This window comes from Neobacillus niacini, assembly GCF_031456445.1.
Lineage (GTDB): Bacteria > Bacillota > Bacilli > Bacillales > Cytobacillaceae > Neobacillus > Neobacillus niacini_I.
This window is the reverse complement of sequence record NZ_JAVDUQ010000032.1, coordinates 1-23,441: the sequence shown is the minus strand read 5'-3', so window position 1 is coordinate 23,441 and position 23,441 is coordinate 1. Positions and strand designations below refer to the sequence as shown.

15 protein-coding genes and 1 pseudogene are annotated in these 23,441 nt (G+C 39.3%); 11 read left to right on the top strand and 5 right to left on the bottom strand.

The features are described 5' to 3' along the window. Window positions 1–36: 36 nt before the first annotated feature. The 6 genes from J2Y67_RS21305 to J2Y67_RS21280 all read left to right on the top strand — a co-directional run bounded on the left by J2Y67_RS21305 (window position 37) and on the right by J2Y67_RS21280 (window position 8,175). Window positions 37–1,446: an FAD-binding oxidoreductase gene (locus J2Y67_RS21305; RefSeq protein ID WP_310177368.1), complete on the top strand. Its 1,410-nt coding sequence runs from the start codon at window positions 37–39 to the stop codon at window positions 1,444–1,446. Beyond that, window positions 1,439–2,776 (top strand): (Fe-S)-binding protein, encoded by a 1,338-nt coding sequence (locus J2Y67_RS21300; RefSeq protein ID WP_310177318.1) that lies wholly within the window; start codon window positions 1,439–1,441, stop codon window positions 2,774–2,776. Before J2Y67_RS21305 ends, J2Y67_RS21300 begins: the two co-directional genes overlap by 8 nt. Further along, the gene (locus J2Y67_RS21295) at window positions 2,730–3,515 is read left to right on the top strand and encodes an SDR family oxidoreductase (RefSeq protein ID WP_310177317.1); all 786 of its coding nucleotides are present in this window, start codon (window positions 2,730–2,732) and stop codon (window positions 3,513–3,515) included. Before J2Y67_RS21300 ends, J2Y67_RS21295 begins: the two co-directional genes overlap by 47 nt. 716 nt (window positions 3,516–4,231) lie before the next feature. Next, a complete protein-coding gene (locus J2Y67_RS21290; protein ID WP_310177316.1) occupies window positions 4,232–5,881 on the top strand; it encodes a spore germination protein in 1,650 nt (549 codons plus the stop codon). Between the two features lie 22 nt (window positions 5,882–5,903). After that, entirely contained in the window at window positions 5,904–7,004 is a 1,101-nt protein-coding gene (locus J2Y67_RS21285) for a GerAB/ArcD/ProY family transporter (RefSeq protein ID WP_310177315.1), read from the top strand. Further along, entirely contained in the window at window positions 6,991–8,175 is a 1,185-nt protein-coding gene (locus tag J2Y67_RS21280) for a Ger(x)C family spore germination protein (RefSeq protein ID WP_310177314.1), read from the top strand. The genes J2Y67_RS21285 and J2Y67_RS21280 overlap by 14 nt, the downstream gene beginning before the upstream one ends. A gap of 420 nt (window positions 8,176–8,595) precedes the next feature. Here J2Y67_RS21280 and J2Y67_RS21275 read toward each other — a convergent pair whose 3' ends face one another. Continuing rightward, window positions 8,596–10,644: a sigma 54-interacting transcriptional regulator gene (locus J2Y67_RS21275; protein ID WP_310177313.1), complete on the bottom strand. Its 2,049-nt coding sequence runs from the start codon at window positions 10,642–10,644 to the stop codon at window positions 8,596–8,598. Window positions 10,645–10,974: 330 nt separating this feature from the next. Between J2Y67_RS21275 and J2Y67_RS21270 the strand changes: the two genes are divergently transcribed. Together J2Y67_RS21270 and J2Y67_RS21265 are read left to right on the top strand one after the other, a co-directional pair. Next, window positions 10,975–11,733, top strand: coding sequence for a gamma-glutamyl-gamma-aminobutyrate hydrolase family protein (locus tag J2Y67_RS21270; protein ID WP_310177312.1), 759 nt, complete (start codon window positions 10,975–10,977; stop codon window positions 11,731–11,733). 133 nt (window positions 11,734–11,866) lie between these two features. Next, window positions 11,867–13,293: pseudogene (locus J2Y67_RS21265) on the top strand (YfcC family protein). 192 nt (window positions 13,294–13,485) lie between these two features. Here J2Y67_RS21265 and J2Y67_RS21260 read toward each other — a convergent pair. Further along, window positions 13,486–14,877 carry an amino acid permease gene (locus J2Y67_RS21260; protein WP_310177311.1) on the bottom strand — a complete coding sequence of 464 codons (1,392 nt, stop codon included), beginning with the start codon at window positions 14,875–14,877 and terminating at the stop codon, window positions 13,486–13,488. A 370-nt stretch (window positions 14,878–15,247) separates the two neighbouring features. Next, window positions 15,248–16,921, bottom strand: coding sequence for a hydroxylamine reductase (gene hcp, locus J2Y67_RS21255; protein WP_396954116.1), 1,674 nt, complete (start codon window positions 16,919–16,921; stop codon window positions 15,248–15,250). A 562-nt stretch (window positions 16,922–17,483) separates the two neighbouring features. Between hcp and J2Y67_RS21250 the strand changes: the two genes are divergently transcribed. After that, on the top strand, window positions 17,484–19,115 hold the full coding sequence (locus J2Y67_RS21250; protein ID WP_310177309.1) for a glycoside hydrolase family 25 protein: 1,632 nt from the start codon (window positions 17,484–17,486) through the stop codon (window positions 19,113–19,115). Between the two features lie 102 nt (window positions 19,116–19,217). Here J2Y67_RS21250 and J2Y67_RS21245 read toward each other — a convergent pair whose 3' ends face one another. Then, window positions 19,218–19,988: a GGDEF domain-containing protein gene (locus tag J2Y67_RS21245; protein WP_310177308.1), complete on the bottom strand. Its 771-nt coding sequence runs from the start codon at window positions 19,986–19,988 to the stop codon at window positions 19,218–19,220. A 390-nt stretch (window positions 19,989–20,378) separates the two neighbouring features. Here J2Y67_RS21245 and J2Y67_RS28075 point away from each other — a divergent pair, with 390 nt between their 5' ends. Beyond that, a complete protein-coding gene (locus J2Y67_RS28075) occupies window positions 20,379–20,462 on the top strand; it encodes a hypothetical protein (protein ID WP_396954115.1) in 84 nt (27 codons plus the stop codon). 307 nt (window positions 20,463–20,769) lie between these two features. Here the strand turns inward: J2Y67_RS28075 and fabF are convergent, their stop codons facing one another. Beyond that, window positions 20,770–22,005 (bottom strand): beta-ketoacyl-ACP synthase II, encoded by a 1,236-nt coding sequence (gene fabF / locus J2Y67_RS21240; protein WP_310177307.1) that lies wholly within the window; start codon window positions 22,003–22,005, stop codon window positions 20,770–20,772. Window positions 22,006–22,127: 122 nt separating this feature from the next. Here fabF and J2Y67_RS21235 point away from each other — a divergent pair, with 122 nt between their 5' ends. Next, window positions 22,128–22,979 (top strand): helix-turn-helix transcriptional regulator, encoded by an 852-nt coding sequence (locus tag J2Y67_RS21235; RefSeq protein WP_310177305.1) that lies wholly within the window; start codon window positions 22,128–22,130, stop codon window positions 22,977–22,979. Window positions 22,980–23,441 lie beyond the last annotated feature (462 nt).

The window sequence follows — 23,441 nt, the reverse complement described above, 5'->3', positions numbered from 1 at the left end:
TCGATATATTTTTTAGAAAGGGAGGTTGGGGTCGTGATCGATGCAGTAATCGAAAAAGAAATACGCCAAGTGGTCCATGACAAACATCGAGTACTTACAAATGAAGCGGATCTTGCCAGTTATTCCTATGATGCCTCTTTCGGCGTTTTTCCCCCGGATGTTGTTGTGCAGCCAACTTCTACGAATGAAGTGGTCGGAATTGTCAAACTGGCCAATAAACATAAAACGCCGATTTATCCAAGGGGAAAGGGAACGAGCTTAAGCGGAGGCCCATTACCTGTTCATGGAGGGATTGTTCTTGATTTTTCTAAATGGACAGATACTTTAATGATTGAACCAGATGATTTAGTCGCCATTGTTTCCCCAGGAGTCATAACGGCAGATATTAATAAAATGGCCAATCCATTTGGTCTTATGTATCCTCCTGATCCGAGCAGCTCCCATGTGTCAACCATTGGCGGAAATTTATCGGAAAACGCAGGTGGCCCGCGCGGCCTTAAATATGGGGTTACGAAAGATTATGTGCTCGGCCTTGAAGTGGTTACGGCTGACGGTGAAGTCATCCAAACGGGGGGAAGAACGGTAAAAAATGTAACAGGCTATGACTTAACGAAATTCATTGTTGGTTCTGAAGGGACGTTAGCGATTATCACTAAAGCGATTTTACAACTAATCCCTAAACCACAGTCTACCGGAACGTTAATGGTCCTTTTTGATGACCTCGTCATTGCCGGAAAAGCGATTTCCAGCATCCTGACAGGTGGGATTTTACCATCAAAATTAGAAATTATGGATCAAGCATCTGTTATCGCTGTAGAGCAATTTGAGCCATCCGGATTACCCACCGATATCGAAGCGCTATTATTAATCGAATTGGACGGACATCCTGCTGCCATAGAAGCAGAAGCTAAAAAGGTGAAGGAAATTTGTTTGGAAATTGGCGCCAGAGAAGTGAAAATAGCAGAAACAAAGGAAGAAGAAGCCGAACTTTGGAAGGCGCGAAAACTGGTTTCTCCAGCCATCCTTCGAAAAAAGCCAACGAAGATTTCAGAAGATGCTACGGTTCCGCGCAGTAGGATTCCAGACATGTTTCAACGTTTAAAGGAAATAAGAGATCGGTATAACATCGATTTAGTTGTATTTGGCCATGCTGGAGATGGGAATTTGCATCCCAATATTATAGCGGATAAACGTGATACCGAAGAAATGAAGCGAGTTGAAAAAGCAGTCGAGGAGATTTTTAAAGCTGCAGTGGAAATGGGTGGCACATTATCAGGAGAACATGGGATTGGAACGATGAAGGCCCCGTTTATGGAAATGGAGCTAGGTACAACCGGTTTATCCATGATGAAACGGATGAAAGAAGCCTGGGATCCTCATAATCTCTTAAATCCCGGAAAAATATTTCCTGAGCCTGGACAAAGGTTTGTGTTAACAAATGAGTAGAAGCCATGTATTAGCCTATGAAGAAACATTTGCCTGTGTCCAATGTGGCTATTGTTTGCCAAAATGCCCAACCTATGAGACGACAGGTGTGGAAACCCATTCACCGCGGGGGCGAATTCATTTAGTGAAATTATTAGCAGAAGAAAAAATTTCGATAGAGGCTGCAGCTTCATCGATTGAATTATGTTTAGGCTGCAGAGCCTGTGAAACAGCTTGTCCGACCAATGTTCAATACGGAACCATTTTGCAATCTGCTAAGGAATTAATCGCAAAAGAGAAGCCTGCTTCCAAAATGGAAATGCTGCTCCTTGAAAAAGGATTGCCGAATAAAAAGTGGCAAAAGGCTGCTGGAAGAGGGTTAGAATTCGCACAAAAAACAGGAATGGTATCTTTAGCGAGAAAGTCAGGCATTATGAAGGCATTCCCAGAAAGTATTCAGGCAATGGAATCCATTACCCCCACGATCAAGATGCCGACAAAAAAGGAAAGAGAATATAGAGTATTACCTCCGATTGGGAAGAAGACCTATAGGGTTGGATTTTTTGTGGGCTGTATTATGGATGTGATGTTTTCAAAAATCAATGATGACAGTATGAAAATGCTGCAGCTTGCCGGCTGTGAAGTCACCTTGATTGAAGAACAATCATGCTGTGGAGCCCTTTTACATCATAGTGGGAAAAAAGAAGAGACCATCGCTCTTGCTAAAAAAAATATAGCAGCCTTTGAACACTATGATTTTGATTTTATTGTGAATAGTATCGGTGGCTGTGGTGCGATGTTAGTGGAGTATCCAGAATTGTTTGAGGCACACTCAGAATGGCATTCTCGTGCGGAAAAATTTGCCGCGCGGTGTAAAGACATTAGTGTCTTATTGGCCGAGAGTTCATTGCCATTTACCAAAGAAATTCGAAAAGTCGTAGCCTACCAACCTTCGTGTCATTTACAGCATGTTCAAAAAGTGGTGAATGAGCCTCATCAATTAATCAAGAAGATTCCGGGGATTGATTATCGCATTTTTGAAAAACAGGACATGTGCTGCGGATCTGCAGGAATTTACAATGTCGTCCACTACAATGAAGCGATGGAAGTGTTGGATCAAAAGATGAATCATATTGAAAAAGTGGAGCCGGATCTCATCGTCACAAGTAATCCTGGCTGCCATTTACAGATGAAATTAGGTGTGGTGCGCGAAGGGAAAGCAGAAAAAATTAAAGTGGTTCATCTTGTTGAACTGCTAGCAGAAGCCTGTGAGATCAATAAAATTGGATATGGGGGAGAAAAAAATGAACTTGAATTTAGCAGGAAAGACAGCGATTGTAGTGGCATCTAGCCAAGGATTGGGAAAAGCCATTGCGGCCCAACTCGTCATGGAGGGCGCTAATGTCATGTTAACCAGTCGAAATAAAGAAAAGCTGAAGGAAGTTCAAGAAGAGCTTCAGTCGTTGGGAGAAGGAAAAGTTGTCTATTTTCCCGCGGATATTACCAAAGCGGTGGAAATTGAAGCATTAGTCCAGCATACCAGGGAAACCCTAGGTAACATTCATATTTTAATTAATAACTCTGGAGGACCACAGGGGGGAGGTTTTGAGGACTTTCAAGATAAAGATTGGTATAATGCCTTCGAATTGAATCTATTAAGCTATGTGCGACTGGTACGAGAAGTTCTGCCAGATCTAAAGAAAGAAGGCGGTAGAATCATTAATATCGCTTCCTCTTCTATTAAACAACCCATACCTGGCTTAATTTTATCCAATACCTTTCGTTTAGGCGTTCTTGGACTTGCGAAAAGTCTTGCTGAAGAACTGGCTCCGTACAATATTTTAGTCAATACCGTATCACCTGGTAGAATTGCAACAGACCGAGTTGCCTTTCTAGACCAGCTTAAGGCAGATAAGCTAGGCGTTTCTCCTGATGAGGTTGAGGAGGCTTCCAAAAAGAACATTCCTCTTGGTAGATATGGTAAACCCGAGGAATTTGCAAAAGTTGTAACTTTTTTAGCTTCAGATGCGAACACATACGTTACAGGAAGTTCATTGCTTGTAGACGGTGGTATGGTGAAATCTGTTTAAGAATCATTGGCTGGAGATAAGGCTCCAACATGGTATGTTCCATTCTAGAGGGGGATGGAAGTTTGAATCAATTATTATGAACCCAGCTACATTTCGGGCAGGCTTCGCCTCTACATGAAGATATCAACACTTTTTCGCCGGATATCAGCACTTTTTGGTAGGATATCAACACAAAATTGAATTATATCAACACTTTTTAGTAGGATATCAACACAAAATTGGATTTTATCGACAATTATGAATCCCTGGATTCTAATCAAACGTTTGATTGGAAAACCATTTTGTCGAAACCGATCAAAAATTGTAGATTATTAGAAAAAACTAGGAAAATTCATCGACAATTATTTTTCAGAAAAGCAGGACAATGTTCGTTTTTCAAAAGGGGTTGCGACCCATTTAATCAAACGTTTGATTAAATTAGTAAAGGTCGAAAATTGGTATAAAGTTAACCATGAGAACCGTCCCCATGGAACAGATCATTTAAAATAAAGTTCGATTATTTAAAATAAAGGTTGATTAAAAATCCTGTGTTGATATGCAGGATTTTTTTTGTTCCACAATCGAGCCAGATCATTGAACAAGACGTTTAAAATGAAATTTACATAGTTAGATTTATTGCCAAAAACCATATTAAGTAGAAAAAGATAACTAAAAATCAGCTGCAAAGGAATAATAAGTATAAATAATTTCAAAAAAGGATGAGGGCGATTATAGACATGGGACAAAGGCTAATGTCGTATATCCCTGACATGGATAAATGGGTAGGTGCGCTCATTTCTTTTATTATTCCATTCGGTTTTTTTTGTTTGTTCAATTGGCTAAAAAGTTACCAATTTCCAAAGAAAAAAAGGGGAACACCAGAGGACTATTCCGGATTGATAAATGATAATGAGGTCTTTAAATTGACAGATGACTTGCGAAATAATCTACAGGTGATGAAAGAAACCATCGGCCATAGTTCAGATGTGGTTTTCCGCCAAATTCAGATTGGTACCTCAGGTCGGATGGCGGCTGTTGTTTATGTGGATGGCTTGGCAGACAAAAAATCCCTCCAAGAACAAATCATCAAGCCGCTATTGCAAGATCAAGACTTAGGGAAACAGACCATGATGAACGTAGATCGAATATTAAAGGACATTAAAGACTCCGTTATTCCGATTGTAGAAGGAAAGGTGGTTCGCAGTTTAAAGGATTGCATTCCCGAAGTTCTGTCTGGAAATACGGCTTTATTCATTGACGGTGTTGAAGATGTCCTTATCCTGGGTTCGAAAGGAGGAGAAAGCCGGGCAATAGAAGAGCCTGTTGCGGAAGAGGTGGTGCGGGGACCAAGGGATGGCTTCATTGAGAATCTTCGAACAAATACGGTACTGATTCGTCAGCGAATCAAAGATCCCAATTTGACGATGATCAATTATAAGATTGGTCGCCGTTCGCAAACCAACCTGGCGCTTATCTATATCAAAGGATTGACTAATCAGGACCTGGTAGAAGAGGTAAAGAGGAGAATCGAGCAGATTGATATTGATAATGTCCCTGAGTCAGGATATATTGAACAGTTAATAGAGGATAATTACCTATCTCCATTTCCGCAGATGCAAAATACAGAGCGCCCTGATCGTGTGGCAAGTGCTTTAATAGAGGGCCAGTTTGCCCTATTGTTGGACGGAACCCCTTTCGCCCTAATTGCTCCTGTTACTTTTTCCATGATGATGACTTCACCGGAGGATTATTATCAGCGATGGTTACCAGCTTCACTGTTACGCTTAATGCGATATGGGGCTGCCTTTATGGCATTATTTCTTCCTTCCCTCTATATTGCATTAATATCCTACAATCACGGACTAATTCCAACAAAGCTTGTCATGTCCATCGTTGCAGGACGAGAAGGGGTTCCCTTTCCCTCTATCGTGGAGGGGCTGATTATGGAGGTTACCCTTGAAATCCTTCGGGAAGCGGGACTCCGCTTGCCAAAGCAAATAGGGCAGACGATTGGCATTGTCGGTGGTCTCGTTATTGGCCAAGCAGCAGTAGAAGCGGGAATCGTAAGCCCGATCATGGTAATTGTGGTTGCTTTAACCGCAATCTCGTCTTTTACCTTTCCACAATATGGAGTGGGAATCGCCATTCGGATCCTTCGATTCGGGATGATGATGGTGGCTGCTCTATTGGGTCTTTATGGAATTATAATGTTTTATATTTTGATTATGGCTCATCTTGTAAAGTTAAAAAGTTTTGGGGTCAATTACCTGTCCCCTTTTGTCCCGTATTGTCCGATAGATTGGAAAGATTCGATTATAAGAATACCACTTAAAATGATGAATCGAAGACAGGAAACCAGCAAAGCGCAAGATCATAAACGTCAGTAGATGGGGGGAGCAAGTTTATTTCATGATTAGGAATCCAAAAGATCAAATTACAGCGGCACAAGCTGCTGTAATTGTATCGAATATCATAATTGGAGCGGGGATTCTTACTTCACCCCGTGCAATAGCACAGGATGTGGGGACCCCCGATGGATGGATCTCCGTCATTTTAAGTGGAATGCTCGCCTTGCTGGCTGGGTACGTCGTTGCCAAACTGAGTCAGCGTTTTCCAGATCAGACCTTCTATGAATACAGTCAAATGGTAGTCGGAAAGTTTTTGGGGCGAATTCATGGAGGCATATTTACTTTTTATTATCTTCTTTCTGCCGGTTATCAGCTGCGTGCAATGGGGGAAATGATCCGTATGTATTTATTGGATAATACTCCTATCGAAGTTATTATTATTTTTTTTATGAGTGTAGCAACATATCTCATGGTAGGAGGCATTAACGCAATTGCCCGTCTATTCGAGCTTTTTCTTCCTTTTATTATTCTCATTCTTTTATGTTTAGTTGTGTTCAGTTTAGGCGATTTCAAGCTGGAGAATATTCGTCCCGTAGCGGGAGATGGAATTATGCCCATATTCAATGGGATCAAAACATCCGCTTTTTCTCTAAGTGGTTTCGAAGTCATGCTGCTCTTTACTGCTTTCATGAAAGAACCTCAAAAAGCAGTGAAATCTACACTTATTGGAATTGGTATGGTTATCCCCTTGTATGTCCTTATCGTTGTGATGTGTATCGGAACGTTAGGCGTCGATGAATTGAAGACACTGACCTGGCCGATGATGGAAGAAGCTATGTCCATTGAATTAACGAGAGGAGTCTTGGAGCGATTCGAAGCTTTATTTTCCATTCTTTGGGTGATGACGATGTATACTACCTTTGTTCCAGCTTATTATGCCGCAAGCCTTGGGCTGGGACAGCTCTTTAATATAAATTATCAAAAATTCATTTTTGCATCATTACCAGTGGTTTATCTGATAGCGATGTATCCGGAAAATTTGGATGATGTTTTTGCTTTAGGCAATTTTATCGGATACTCGTCACCATTTTTTATGGTTGTCATGCCGTTCTACTTCTGGATCATCGCGAGGATAAGGAGGAATGGCATTGAGAATTACTAAGAAAATTGGTATTTTATTTGTAATTTTTTCTCTTATACCCCTTTCCGGTTGTTGGGATCGAAGGGAGATTGAGGATATTGGAATCGTGCTCGGATTAGGATTCGATAAACCAGTAAAGGAAATAAAGAAACAGGAGCATAGGTCAGGAAAGGGTCAGAGAGTGTCCATGATCCATCAATTTGCAATCCCGAAACAATCTGCTACAAACAAAGAAGGCGGAGCACAGAAAGATTATCTCAATCTCATCAGTGAAGGGGACCTTGTTTTTGATAACTTGCAAGATATAACAATGCGGATGTCACGTCCTCCCAGCTATGAGCATTTAAAAGTCATCGTTATCAGCGGGGATGCAGCTCGGACGAACGATTTGAATAACATTACTAATTTCCTGCTTCGGAATACAGAAACAAGAAGAACGACTAGAGTTGTAATATCCAAAGGGAAAGCCAGTGAAGTCTTTGAAAAACAGGATATCGTCACAAATCCGACTTTAAGACTAATGGAATCGATCAAAAATTACAAAAAAGTAATGCGTATGTCCACAGAATTAAAGTTAGGTGAAATGTCAGGATATCTTGCTGCGAAAAGAAGTTTTGTGGTTCAACGGGTGACCACTTCCAAAAAGGAAATGAAAATTAGTGGCGCAGCGGTCATCAAAGGTAACAGCGGCAAAATGGTCGGTTGGCTGGGAGAGAAGGAGATTGAGGGATTAAATTGGTTAAAGGGGGACAAGGGAAAAAGGGGGATCGTTGAAGGGGTAGATCCAAAGAGTAAAGAGATGTTTGTATATGAGTTTCGTAAAATGAAAAGTAAAATCAAACCAAAAGTTACGAGGGGCCAGATTTCCTTTACTGTTGATATTGAAACAGAAGGAAAACTTCGGGAAGATTGGGTGGATCCGGGAAATGCCTTTAAAACTGATTTTCTAAAAAGAGTAGAACAGGCAACAGAAATCGCGATTAAGAAAGCAGCTAAGAGGGCACTTCTTAAAACGCAGAAGGAATTAAAAGAGGATGTGGTTGGCTTTGATAAAAGGCTAAGTATTGAATACCCCCGGGAATGGAAAATGGTAAAGGGAAATTGGAGTGAGCGATTTAGTGAGATTCCGGTAAATGTAAAGGTAAGGGTGAAAATACGTGAATTTGGAACAAAAGGAACAAAAAGAGCATAATAACACTCACATTTTGGCTGGAATTTATGTTGTATTATTTAAATAACCGGTGTGATGTATACCGAACGGAAGTATGAGAGCTGTCGGGGGGTTAGTCACCCCCTCCTACAAGGCTTCTATGCCTAGAGATAAATATACAGTATTCCAAGCGATAATAGCAGAAACAATTAATGTTAACCACGCGCCCGATAAAATTGGCCTTTATCCGATCGATCCCTTACCTCACCCAATTGTTTGATTGCAAATTATTATTAGATGACAGAATGTAGGTCAATCATATTTTTGGGATATCCCAAAAATGTTTTTATAACCTTTTTGGACTCCAAGAACGGACTTGCCCTTTATAGAGTTGCTTAAGCTATGTCTACTTTGCCCCTTGCTACAGCAACGCTGGTACTGGGCCCACACCGATGAAAGTAATCAAAGGTTACGTTCCAAGTTTGTGGTAAGAATCTCCCGACCTTTTCTTGTTAGATTAATTCCTGCCCTCCCTCTTTTTGTTTGCAAATACCCTCGACTTTTTAGAGAATTCAACCGGTGTCTAACCTGTGCCTCAGATAATTTCATTTCGACTTCTTGGCTTTTTTCAGAAATAATCCTTCTTCCGATTACCTTTCCATTTTCTTCATAATTCATGATGAGGTTAAGGATGAAAAGTGATTCTCCATCAAGAGCGATTGAACCTGAATAAAAGGGCGGTATGCTCTCTATCGGGCCACTATCTGTTTTCCTTTGTGGAGGTTTTTGAAAATAATGTTGATTAGGCAAATCATTCTTCGTTATTTGGTTTCCGGTACGGACAGCAAGCATATAATCTATGGTATTTTTAAGTTCTCTTACATTTCCATACCATGGATACCCTTGAAGTTCTTCAATTAATTCTTGTTCAATTTTGACTTTACGGTCCGATAGGGCAACAAAATGTTTAGTCAATAATTCAATGTCATTTCGACGAGCCCTTAATTCGGGAAGGTGTATAAAGAGTACCTTAAGCCTATGGTATAAGTCCTCTCTAAACACATTTTCTCGAATCATTTTCAGTAGATCCTTATTGGTGGCTGCAATAATCCGAACGTCTATGGGGATAATTTGGCTTCCACCCACACGCATGATTTCTTTTTCCTGCAATACTCGAAGTAGTCGTGCTTGAAGTTTAAGACTAATATCTCCAATCTCATCCAAAAAAATAGTGCCGCCATTTGCTTGCTCAAACAATCCCATTTTTCCGCCCTTTTTTGCTCCGGTAAACGCTCCGTCCTCATAACCAAACAGTTCGCTCTCGACTAAATCATCCGATAAAGCACTAAAGTTAACGGCAAGAAAAGGACCGCTATTTCGATAAGAAGCATTATGAATGGCACTTGCAAACAACTCTTTTCCGGTACCACTTTCACCTTCAATTAAAACAGTTAAATCAGTTTTAGCTAACCTTTTGGCAATTTGTTTCGTTTCTTGGATGGTGGAGCTAATCCCAACGATATCATGAAAGTTATATTTTGCTACGTATCCTTTTTTAACAAATTCTTTTCTTAATTTACGTTCAATCTCAATGGTCTTAAGGGCATTTCTAAAAGTAACAATAATCGATTGATCATTTATATGCAGACGTTCCACGATCATGTCCAAGCCGTTTACAACAAATATACTGCTTTCTTGTTGCCTATTTGAAAGGATAAAAGTTACCAAATCAATATTATCAATAATGGAATCAATAGGATGACCAATAGCATTTTTGCTTTTTATTTTAAGCATATTTTCCAGGATTTCATTAAAAACAACAATCCTTCCATTATAATCAATAGCTAGTATCCCATCACCAACACCATCAATCACTTGGTGAAGTTGTCGATGAGCTTTAGCTAGATTCTTCGTTAACTCTACTATTTTTCGATAATACCTCTCAGAAACATGGTTACCGTATTCCTCCATTAAACGGAATCGCTCCAGAATGGACATGATCGTAGTTATATCTATTAGTCTATGACCAATATTAATCACTTTTTCTACAAAGTTGGGGATAATTTTAAGTTCGCCAGGTGTAATTGCAAGCTTGATCCTTTGTATATTCGTTTTTCCAGGATAGTATGGGATATATTCAATATGGTTTAGCCCCAATTGACGCATGGTTTCAATCGATTCATATACGGTTTCAGGATGATCATTCACATACAGGGCTTGTGTTCCTTCTGGCAAAAATAAAAGCTGATCCACGTTTTCATAATTTAATGTTCGTTTTGTTATGATTACTTCGCAGTTGTCCCCAATAAAGCCTTTGACCTCTTCTTTCATCATATTAGAGAGTAAAACGATTAATGTTGAATGAAATACTCTTGGAATACCTTCTTCTACAGAAAAACTTTCAATATCTATAAAATCACTTACCATCTCCGCTAATTGTTGATGGAGGGCTTTTCGTGTTTCTTTGAAGCCGGTAATCAATACAATGTGGTTGTTTTCAAACTCGTTCATAGAACACCTCTTTAGTTGAATTTAATTGGTCTAAAGTTGGTTATTCAATTTGGTTATTGCATAGCCAAATAATAACCAATTATAATACATATCAACATAGCAAGCACTAGTAAAATAACAAAATATTTAAAACGATGGGAATAATCATTTGAATTTTAATGTTGGTACGATATTTGCAAGTATAAATAGTGTGTAAAGAAATGATGAAATTAGTAGAGTAGTAATCCGCATATTCGAATTCTTTACCATTTTCTGCGAAAAAGGAGGGAGAGAATATAAAATCACTTAGTGAAAGACAACGAAACTATTTAAAATATGAGGTGTGAGGAAATGAAACCACTAATTGGCGTTACCGGGTATTATGTTGACCATAGCGAAATAGGGAAGGAGGGCTTACGGGGGCTGCCAGGTCAAGATATGGCAATATTCTCTTATGACTACATCCGTTCACTTCAACGGGCGGGTGCAACGGTTGTTCTACTTCCAATCGAAGAAGTTGACAAAATAGATTCCACACTTAACCAATTAGATGGATTGTTATTGGCTGGCGGCGCAGACATCAATCCATTTTATTACGGTGATATTCCCCAATCGTATATAGGCACTGTAGAGGAAGAGCGAGATCACTTTGAATTAAATCTGGCAGGGCAGGCTTTAGAAAGAGATATTCCTATTCTAGGAATCTGTCGAGGATTACAGGTGTTGAATGTTGCAGCTGGTGGGTCTCTTTATCAAGACTTGGAACATGAGATGGGTCCTGAACATTTCCATGCTCGGGAACAGTTTCGTAAATGGCAAGGCTCCCATTCTGTAAATCTTCTTGAAGGGAGAAAAATTTATGAGGCGATTGGCGAAAAATCCTTAATGGTTAATTCCTTTCATCATCAAGCAGTGAAAACGCTGGGAAGAGATTTTGAAGTGAGTGCTTGGTCCTTTGATGGTGTAATAGAGGCCATTGAATCCAAAGCCCATCATTATGTAGCAGCAGTTCAATGGCATCCAGAAATGATGTCGGAAAGGGATGTGCTGCAGCAGCGTTTATTTAACCACTTTGTGAATGAAATTAGTAAAACGGCGGTTACATCCTAGGGGGTTATAAGTAAAAGAATCGATGGAATTCAGTTACCTCTTAAAGATTTGTAATATGACGGCCTGGTACGCTCGGCAATTGAGGTAACCAGTCTGTCGGTTGCCAAAAATTTATTGAAAAGGGGATCGGTATATGAGTCAAATGTCAGAAAAAGTACTTTCATTCGAGCCAGGAGAAAAAAAGGAAAAAAGGGAACGGAAAATAAACGTATTTGCACTGTTACTTGTCTTTTTAGTCATTGCAACCATTATTACACATATAATGCCTGCTGGAGAATATGCACGTATTGAAAAAAATGGGTATACATCAGTAAATCCAAATTCATTCAAATGGATTGCATCAGCGCCGGTTGGATTCTTTGATATGTTAAAAGCTATTCCTACAGGGATGGTAGAAGCGGCTAATATTATCTTGTTCTTATTATCGGAGGATTTTTTGGTGTATTAAAGGCATCAGGTACGGTTGAGGCTCTTGTTTCAACGTTGGCAAAAAAACTTGCGAACCGTGAAAAGTTGATGATTCCTATTATCATGCTATTCTTTGCACTTGGCGGATCATTAATGGGAATGGCTGAGGAAACCTTGGCTTATGTACCTCTGTTTATCCCACTGGCTCTTGCGATTGGGTTTGATACGATAACAGGAACTGCGATGGTGTTGGTAGGCGCGTCCGTTGGATTTACAACCGCAATTATGAATCCGTTTACAGTGGGGCTTGCGCAAGGAATAGCAGGTCTTCCTATGTATTCGGGGATGGGGTTCCGCCTGGTTTTATTCGTAGTCTTATATCTTATTGCTGTTACATTCGTCTATCGTCATGCTATGAAAGTTAAGAAAAATCCATCAACGGGGATTTTCGGGAAATTTGATACAAGTAGGTCAGACACCCTATTAACAGCGAAAGTACAGTTAACAACAAGACATAAATGGATTTTAACAGCATTTTTTATCAATTATGTTATTCTTGTACTCGGTGTTATTAAGTACAAATGGTATATAACAGAAATTGCAGCCTTATTTATTATCTTAACGATAGTAATAGCAATCCTTGGCAAGATATCGATTGATGATACCGTAGAATCTTTTACACAGGGGTCGGCATCTTTAATCAGCGGTGCTTTAATCATTGGTGTATCGCGCGCCATTCTGGTCGTATTGAATCAAGGGCATATTATAGACCCCCTGCTTCACCAAGTATCGGAAGGAATGAAACATATTCCTGCTTTTTTAAGTGTTGTCGGAATGTACAACTTCCAAGCGGCTATTCATTTCATTTTAGCATCAGGTAGTGGCCATGCGATGTTGACCATGCCTATAATGGCGCCGCTTGCAGATTTATTGCACATTACACGCCAAACAGCCGTATTATCCTTTTCCTTCGCGGATGGTATTGGAAATATTATTTTTCCGACAGGTGGTACGCTAATGGCTGGGTTGGCCATTGCAGGAATCTCCTGGACAAAGTGGGCAAAGTGGATTCTCCCTTTGATTCTAATTGAATACTTAATTGGTTTCATAGCGGTTATCATTGCTCATGCTATCGGTTATGGTCCATCCTAATATCGGACGGTTAGTTTTTAAGGACCACGGGGACGGTTCTGTCGGCTTTTTTGGTCCAAGAAATTTGTAAAATAGACCAAGAGAACCGTCCCCCTGGTTGTGCCCCTGGTTGTGAGGTCGCGCATTTTACTAAAGGAAAAATAAAACACACTTGGAGAGTATCTCCAAGTGTGTTTTGCATGATATGTTTGTTTATTCCTTGCTCAATGCTGAATGTCTTTTTCCATAGCTAAAGTAAATAATTAAACCGATAATTAGCCATACGACGAAACTGATCCATGTAATCGATGGAAGTTGAAGGACTAAATATCCACAGGATAGGAAGGCTAGGATCGGAATCCATGGCACAAACGGAACACGGAAGCCTTGCTTTGGCGGACCTTGTTTTTTGCGTAGAAATAAAATGCCGATCGAAACGGACATAAACGCAAATAGTGTGCCGATATTCGTTAATTCAGCTAGCTTACCAAGTGGGATTAAGCCGGAAAAAATAGAAACGAGGACAAAGGTAATCCACGTATTTACAACCGGCGTTTTCGTTTTCTTATCTATTTTTGAAAAAGCCTTAGGAAGCAGTCCATCTCGGCTGATGGAATAAAACAAGCGGGTTTGTCCATAAACCATTACGATTAGAACAGTTGTAATCCCAGCAATGGCTCCAAGGGAGATGAAACCAGCTATCCAGTCTTGATGAATGTAACTAAGTCCAAATGCGACAGGATTTTTTACATCAAGTAATTGATAGGGAACAATTCCTGTTAATACCGCTGATACCGCAACATATAGAATCGTACAGACGATCAGTGACGCTATAATTCCAATTGGCATATTGCGCTGTGGGTTTTTTACTTCTTCCGCTGCTGTTGAGACTGCGTCGAAACCAATATAAGCATAGAAGGCTGTTGCAGCTCCAGCTGTTACCCCTGAGAATCCGAACGGCATAAAAGGAGTCCAGTTAGCAGGTTTCACATACCCTGCACCGACACCAAGAAATAGGAGAACAACCAATATTTTTATAATAACCATGATGGCATTGAAACGTGCTGATTGTTTTGCTCCTCTTGTTAACATGAATGCGACGATCAGAGTGATCAAAATTGCCGGTACATCTATATACGTGCCATGTGCCGGGTCGTATGCGCTCGAGATTGCTTTAGGAATGTGGACCCCAAATCCAGCAATTAAACCTTGAAAGTAACCCGACCATCCGCTGGCAACAGAAGCACTAGCAAATCCATATTCGAGAATCAAATCCCAACCTAGAATCCAGGCGATAATTTCCCCAAAAGTGGCATAACTATAGGTGTAAGCACTGCCTGATACGGGTACCGTAGAAGCAAACTCTGCATAGCAAAGGGCAGCGAAAACACAGACGAGCCCAGAAATAATAAAGGATAGGATAAGGGCAGGGCCTGCATGTTCGGCTGCGGCTACCCCTGTCAGAACAAAAATTCCGGTTCCAACAATTGCGCCAATCCCGAGCATGGTTAAGTCAAAGGCGCCTAACTCTTTTTTTAATGAAACCTCTTTTCTTCCTGACTCTTTTATTAAATCTTGAATGGATTTTTTTCTAAACAAATCCATATGATATTTCCTCCTCAAATCAAAATCAACTAAATATTCTGATAAAATAAACAAATAAGAATCATAGCGGATTTTGTCGAATTTCACAACGAGATTAATAATATAATTTATTTTGTAAAAAATCAATATTTTCTAAAGATAAAATTTCCTCAAATAATAACCCAAGAACTCTATCTTATATTATTGTCATCAAATGTTCACAATTTTGGGACCATGGGGACGGTTCTCCCGGCTTTTTGAACCAAGAGAGCCGTCCCCGTGGAATCCCGTGGAATCCTGCTTCGATATAAACGGATAAAGGGAAAGTCACTGAGACTTTCCCTTTATCATTCATTTTATCCTTAATCCTAGTCAGGACCCGAGTCTATTATTAAACTAATATACTTTCTTGAATTTCAATTGAGCTGCTCATGAACATTTCCATGTCGTCTTTTGTATTTGAAATGCCACCTACACCAAAATTCTCAATTAAGAAGTTCGTTACGTTTGGTGATAAGAAAGCTGGTAATGTTGGTCCAACGTGAATGTTTTTCACACCTAAGTAAAGTAAAGATAAGAAAACGATAACCGCTTTTTGCTCATACCATGCGATATTGTAAGATAACGGTAATTCATTTACACTTTCTAATCCGAATGCATCTTTCAGCTTCAATGCAGTCATGACTAGAGAGTAGGAATCGTTACATTGACCGGCATCAAGTACTCTTGGAATTCCGTTGATATCACCTAAATCGAGCTTATTGTATCGATATTTTGCACAACCGGCTGTTAAAATGATCGTATCTTTTGGAAGCTCTTCGGCAAACTCTTTATAATAAGTTCTGCTCTTATGGCGACCATCACAGCCAGCCATAACAAAGAATCGTTTAATATCACCGTTTTTCACAGCTTCTACAACTTGATCAGCTACTTGAGCTACTTGATTATGTGCAAATCCTCCAACAATTTCCCCTTTTTCAATTTCTACTGGTGGTTGGCATTTCTTTGCATGCTCAATAATAACGGAGAAATCTTTTGTACCATCTTCATTCTTAGGAATATAGGTTACACCCGGGACAGCAGTTGCCCCAGTTGTATACATTCTTCCTTTATAAGATTCCTTTGGTGGTACAATACAGTTGGTTGTCATTAAAATCGGACCGTTAAAGCTCTCGAATTCACGAGTTTGTTCCCACCATGCATTTCCGTAGTTACCGACAAAGTGATCATATTTTTTGAATGCTGGATAATAGTGCGCTGGCAGCATTTCACTATGTGTATACACATCTACTCCCGTGCCTTCGGTTTGTTTTAATAACTCTTCCATATCTTTCAGGTCATGACCGCTAACTAAAATTCCTGGATTTTGACGTACACCAATGTTTACTTTCGTCATTTCAGGATGGCCATACGTTGATGTATTTGCTGTATCTAAAAGCTCCATGGCATGAACGCCGTACTTTCCACATTCCATTGAAAGTTCAATTAATTGTTCCATACTTACTGAATCATCTGTGATCTTTGCAAGTGCTTTTTGCGTAAACGCATTTAGCTCTTCATTTTCATAGCTAAGATTTGCCGCATGCTCTAAATAAGCTGCCATTCCTTTCAAACCGTAAGTCACTAACTCTCTTAATGAACGAATATCTTCATCTCTTGTAGCTAAAATACTAACTTCTTGAGAGGCAGATTTCATTTCAAGCTGGATATTTGTTTCACCATACCAAGTGACAAAATCGCTATTGTTGTCTAAAGTGTACCCTGTATTTCTGATTGCCGCTTTAATTTCTTCCCGGAGCTTTAATCCTTCTCTTACTGTATTAAAAAATTCATTTTTATCCCAATTTGCATTTGTAATCGTCATAAAAAGACCATTTATGATAAACTGATCTGTTTTCTTTTGATTCATCCCGATTTCACGAGCCATTGTATTCACAATTGCTACTCCCTTAATCGTGTAAATCAATAAATCTTGCATATTTGCTAAATCATCTTTTTTTCCACATACTCCAACAACTGTACAACCTGTTCCTTTTGAGGTTTCTTGACATTGAAAACAAAACATACTCATTTATAATTTCCTCCAGTGAATGATTTTCGATTTCTAATTCTTCTACAATTAAACATTTTCTCTTATTTAGTGTGAATGATTGAATAAGGATCATAATCTATTAACAATATAATCAACTAATTTATATTGTTATATTAAATCTATTCATTTTAAATTTGGAGTTCTTTATGACTCTGTTCACAAACAAGTCAAAAAGCTTTGAACACTTCGTGTCAAAAAGGACAAGTTCCAACCCTTTGTATCTTTTTTGAACATTAGTTGTCCTGCTATCAGTCCCTACATTTCTAATTGCCAATCTAATTTGTTCTAATCTCTTGTTAACTATAGAAGAAACCCGGCATTCCTGATTTTTGCAGGGCAATGGGTTTTCTATTTGTGTAAAAATTTTCAAGAATGCCCTCTCATGTCTTTTTAATATCCTAATAAAATTCCATGTATCTAGGTATATTTTCTTGTTTATCTGCCTTTAAATGTTTTCTTTCTATTTTTAGGTAAAATTTCATAGATTCATTGTTTATAATAGTATTTGATTAATAGAACAACAGGGGGGAACAGATTGAAAAGATTAGTTTTTTGGGTGTTTGCGAGTTTCTTATTATTCTCACTTGGTTTTACGAAGCCCGCTTTCGCCGCCGCATCCACGATGTATACGTGGACGCCGTCAAATCTCTATAAAACAGCAACCGGAACGGCTTATTCTGCCCAAATTAACAGCGGCACAGCAGTAACGGTCTACAGCAAATCGGGGAGCCGCTACAAAGTAAGTACGGGTGGCAAAACAGGGTATATCCAAGCGTATAATTTAACGGGCAAATTGACGAAGAAGCCCGTCTATTTATCTTCCAATTTGTATACAACATCTTCTCACACCAAGTATACAAATGTGGTAGCAGTCAACAAGACAGTGTATGTTAAAGAAAGCGCAAATGGTATGTACCACGTCCATGTAATCGGCACAAATCAAAACGGCTGGATATATCAAAGCCATTTTATCAAGCCATCAACTAAATATACATGGACACCGTCCAGATTATACACCTCTGCAACGGGAACATCGTATAAAAAGACGGTTAACAGCGGGCAGTCTGTATTAACTTTTAACGAGTCAAACGGCCGTTACCAGGTCAAAGCAGGCAACAGCACCGGTTATATCATAGCCTATAACCTAACCGGCACGCTGACGAAAAAAACGGTCTATGTACTTTCCAACCTGTATACGACTTCTTCTCACACCAAATATACTAATGTGGTGGCAGTCAACAAGACAGTGTACATTAAAGAAAGCGCAAATGGTATGTCCCACGTCCATGTAATCGGAACAAATCGAAACGGCTGGATTTATAATAGCCATTTTACCAAACCGTCCACAAAGTCAAGCAGTGGAACAACAAGTACAACACCGCCGAGCAGTGGAACGACAAGTACAACACCGCCAAACAGTGGAACAACAAGTGATACAACGTCAAGCAGTGGAGCTACAAGTGATACAACGTTAGACACAACGGAGTCTTCCTCAACAAGCAGCAGTACTGCATCGGATTCCGCGTCAGGCACGTCTACTGCAACGTTAAAAGGATTGGATGTCAGCCACTATCAATCACTTACACAGACAAATTTTAACAATCTTAAAAGTGAAGGATACAGTTTTGTCATCATTAAAGCAAGCGAAGGAACAACGTACATAGACCCGCAATTCTATACATATTACAAGTATGCAAGAAATGCCGGATTATCGGTCCATGCTTATCATATGATCGGCAATTCCACAACAACGGCTGCGCAGCATATGGCGGAAGCCGAACATTTTTATGATGTATTGTCCCAGACAAAGGAGAAAACCGGTTATACATTTACTGGGTATGCTTTTGAGGATGTGGAAAATACTTCTTCAAACGGTATGACAACAACTTGGTGGGAAAATTACGCCCCATCATGTGTCGGCTACTTTTTAAATGAAATGCTGGGGCTCGGGCAGACGAAAGTTGGAATTTATGCAAGTTATTGGTATTGGACAACCTATCTGGATAATAATACCGGAACTTGGCCGAGCAATACAAAAATCTGGCTGGCCCACTACAACACCACACTTGGGACAAATGCGAACATTTGGCAGTACACAAGCACTGGAACGATCGACGGCATTTCCGGCTATGTCGACCTTGATATCAGTTATGACAGCGATTTTTAATCCATCGATGAAGACCATGGGGACGGTTCTCTCTGCTTTTTTGGACCAAGAGAACCGTCCCCGTGGAATTCCCGTGGAATTCCCTGTGGAATTCAAATCCCATTAGCAACTCTTTGCTTCATCATCGCCCTGATTAAACATATAATAAGTGTTTTTCCCCAGTGATTTAGCTTTATACATAGCTAAATCGGCATTTCTTATTAATGTTAATGCATCTAATCCATTTTCGGGAAAAAAGGCTAAACCAATACTTATGGAAGTTTCGATTTGAATTTTATTGATGGTAAAGGGCTTATTAATTCCCTCAAAGATTCTTTTAACAATGTTTAAAACGGCGGGTTTATCCGTATTTGGTAAGAAGAGTAAGAATTCATCTCCCGCATACCGTGAAATCGTATCCTCTTTACGTAAGCAGTCTAAAAGTCGATTTCCCATTTCCTTTAATAAGAGATCACCAACTTCATGTCCATAATTGTCGTTGACCTGTTTAAATCCATCAAAATCTAAAAAAATGACAACACCCATTTTATTTTCTTTTCCTAAACTTATCAGTGAATCCGTTAATTTTTCTTCAAAATATCTCCGATTTGTCAGTCCAGTCAAGGGATCATAGTAGGATAGGGCTTTGAACTTTTCTTCTGCCCCCTCTAATCGAATCCTTTGTTTCATTACAATAAAGAGGAATGGCATAAGGATCAATGTAGTACTAATGGTACCAATGAGCTCTTCAGTTCCAACCACCGGTATTTTCCAAAACCAATGGATAATCCTAAATAGAATGTTAAATTCGAAAACTTTTAATGCCAGTAAACCGATTAAGATAAAAATTATTTTATATGACCAATTTAAATATTTATTTTTTCTTATTTCCAAATAAGTCATCTCCAATTTAGTAAATCCCTTTAACAGATTACTAAATCCCAATGTTTACTTCAAATGATGTCTACTGGTAAAAAACCTTACTCAAGAAATCCGGTTAGTTAGATAAACCATTTAACATATTCTCTAATTATTCTTGCGGCCATGGTGACGGTTCCCACGGCTTTTTTAGGCTAGAAGAACTTATTTTAAAGGGCCTGAATCGTCGGAAGAAGTAAACAACGGGTCATCGCCGCTAGAGAGACAGTATCAACGATACGGTGAAGAAATTTGTAATGGAAGTGTCCCATTTGAACCACTAATTGGTGAATCTCCTTTAACGGATAGACAGCGGCAATTACTGCATAGTATCTCTAGCAAGGAGGACTAAGTAATCGTGTCCAAATGAAAATTATTCGCTTGGCCAGGACGATTGCCGACTTAAAGGGGGAGAAATTCAAATCGGATGAGGCTCTTACGGAAGTTTAAGATTAAGAAAAATAAGTAAGTTAAAAGAAAAGGTGCTTCATCCAATAAAGGCAGGGGAGAGAAGTGAATGGAATGATCAGTGAGCAGTGGCGGGTTTATTGTGATTACGGCAAATGAAATGTACAGTTTTTACCACTGAATGACAGACTGTTTTTCCACTTCATACATTTGAATTATTTAAAAATGTTTTAGATGTTATACAAGGTTAATTAATTTCCAGAAGAGCATTCTTCAACAATCGGGCTATTTAACGGAATAAATCTAACCGTTTCATAAGAAACGGTTAGATTTACGAGAGAAAGTTTATTCACTCGTATTTCCTTAAAACAATTGCCGCATTATGACCTCCGAAACCAAATGAGTTAGACAGACCGGTATTTATTTTCACTTGGCGAGCAATAGATGGTACATAGTCGAGATCACATAATGGATCAGGATTTTCTAAGTTAATTGTTGGAGGAATTATACCTTCCTTTAAACTCATTGCTAAAGCAATTGCTTCAACCCCGCCTGCTGCCCCTAACATATGACCAATCATAGATTTATTAGCTGTTACTGGAATCTGATAAGCTTGTTTACCAAACAGCTGCTTAATAGCCATCGTTTCGGAGATGTCTCCCACTTTTGTACTTGTTGCATGGGCACTAATTACATCAATTTCTTCAGGCGATATATTTGCATTTTTTAAAGCTGATCTCATTGCAAGATAGGCCCCTTTACCTTCCGGATGTGTAGCTACGATATGGTGTGCGTCTGAACTTGCACCATATCCAATGACTTCTGCATAAATCTTTGCCTCTCTACCTAAAGCATGAGATAAAGATTCTAAGATTAGAATTCCAGCCCCTTCTGACATGACAAATCCATCTCGATTTTCATCAAATGGACGACTAGCTTTAGTGGGATCATCGTTTCTTGTTGATAATGCTGTAGCATTGCCAAAGCTTGCTATTGATAAGTCTGTTATAGCTGCTTCTGTTCCACCTGCGAACACAATGTCAACTTCTCCAGAACGAATTAGTCTAAAGGCTTCACCAATAGCTGTATTTCCAATTGCACAAGCAGAAACGGGCGACAAAGAAGGTCCCATTGCGTTCCACTTGATGCTAATTTGTGCTGCGGCAGCATTAGAAATCATGGCAGGTACTAGGGTCGGGCTAACTCTTCTTGGCCCCTTCTGTCTAAGCACATCAATATTTTCAATCAAGGTTTCAATTCCACCTATACCTGAACCTACATATACGCCTAGCCTTTCTACATCTATACGATCGAGGTCTAACTTAGAATCTGCCCAAGCTTGTTCAGCTGCAGCCAAAGCAAATTGAGAAAAACGATCTAAACGTCTAGCTTCGTTCTTTCCTAAAACTTTATCTGCATCAAAGTCTTGGACGATACCTGCAATTTTTGTCTTATGATTCGTAACATCAAATGTATCGATAGTGGATATACCAGATTTCCCGTTAATCAAATTGTTCCAAAATGTTTGGGTGTCGTTTCCTATAGGAGACACTATCCCCATACCGGTAATCACAACTCTTTCCACTTTTTATCCCTCCAAATCAATCATTTACTTGTATTTTACATCTCTTTTATCCTATTACAAGTTATAGTTTATCCTGGTATAATTACTAATAGGTTAAATTGATAAGTTGAGGAGTTTTAAAAATGAATGATAAAACTAGGCTTGAAGCTTTGTCGACATTCTTAAAAGCTAAGCGTGCCCAAATTAAGCCAGAGTCTGTTGGTTTACCTGCCGGAACCCGGAGAAGGACACCTGGATTACGAAGAGAAGAGGTTGCACAATTAGCAGGGGTAAGTACCACTTGGTATACATGGCTAGAGCAAGGAAGAGATATAAAAGTTTCTTCAATCGTACTTGATTGTATTTCTACAGCTCTACAATTAAATAATGATGAAAGAGGCTACTTATATGACCTGGCATTAGAGACAAAATCAGAAATTACAAATCAAAAAAAGAATCAATCAGAGCTTAGCCCTTCTTTAAAGCGAATACTAACTGAATTAACCTATTGTCCGACTATCATTACGGATCGACATTGCCATATAGTGGGCTGGAATCCTGCAGCTGCTCATGTTTTTTTAGATTTTGAACAAATACCGAATGATCAAAGAAATTTGATTCGTTTAGTGTTCACTAGAAAAGAATTAAAAGCATTGGCCGTCAATTGGGAACATTTTGCGAAAGGTTTTCTTGCTATCTTTCGTACCTATTATGGACACTATTTAGGCGATGAATGGTACAACCAATTTATTAAAGAAATGAGTCATTCACATTTAGAATTCCAGGATTTATGGCAAGAAAGTCAAGTAAGTAAAGCTCCAGAAATGATCATTGAATTCAGACATGCTAAAGCAGGCAAAATGTTGTTTAATTTAACTTCTCTTCAGGTTCAAGGTGATATGGATTTAAGGTGCAGTATCTATACACCAGTAGAGGAAACAGATACAGAAAATAAATTAAAGCGATTAATGGAGAGGGTTTCGGTTGAAAATTAGTAAAGTAATTTTGTTATTCCATAATGTGCGCGTTTATGGAAGATCATAAGCCTAATTCAATCGGGTCAATTTAAACAACATTGTTTTTATGAGCTCAAACCTGGTACATGTGATAGTGTTTATAACGGTTAAGCTAAGACCGGGATGGTTCTCCCGTTTTTTTTTTGAACCATAAGAACCGTCCCTTTGGCCAGACCCCTTTGGCCAGACCCCGGTTTTGTCGCCTATCGGGCTTATTGGCGACACTTTCCACTTGTTTCGCCCTGATTCTGTCGCCTATCAAGCTTATTGGCGACACTTTTCACTCGTTTCGATCCGGCTTTGTCGCCTATCGGGCTTATTGGCGACACTTTCCACTTGTTTCGATCCGGTTTTGTCGCCTATCGGGCTTATTGGCGACACTTTCCACTTGTTTCGCCCTGATTCTGTCGCCTATCAAGCTTATTGGCGACACTTTTCACT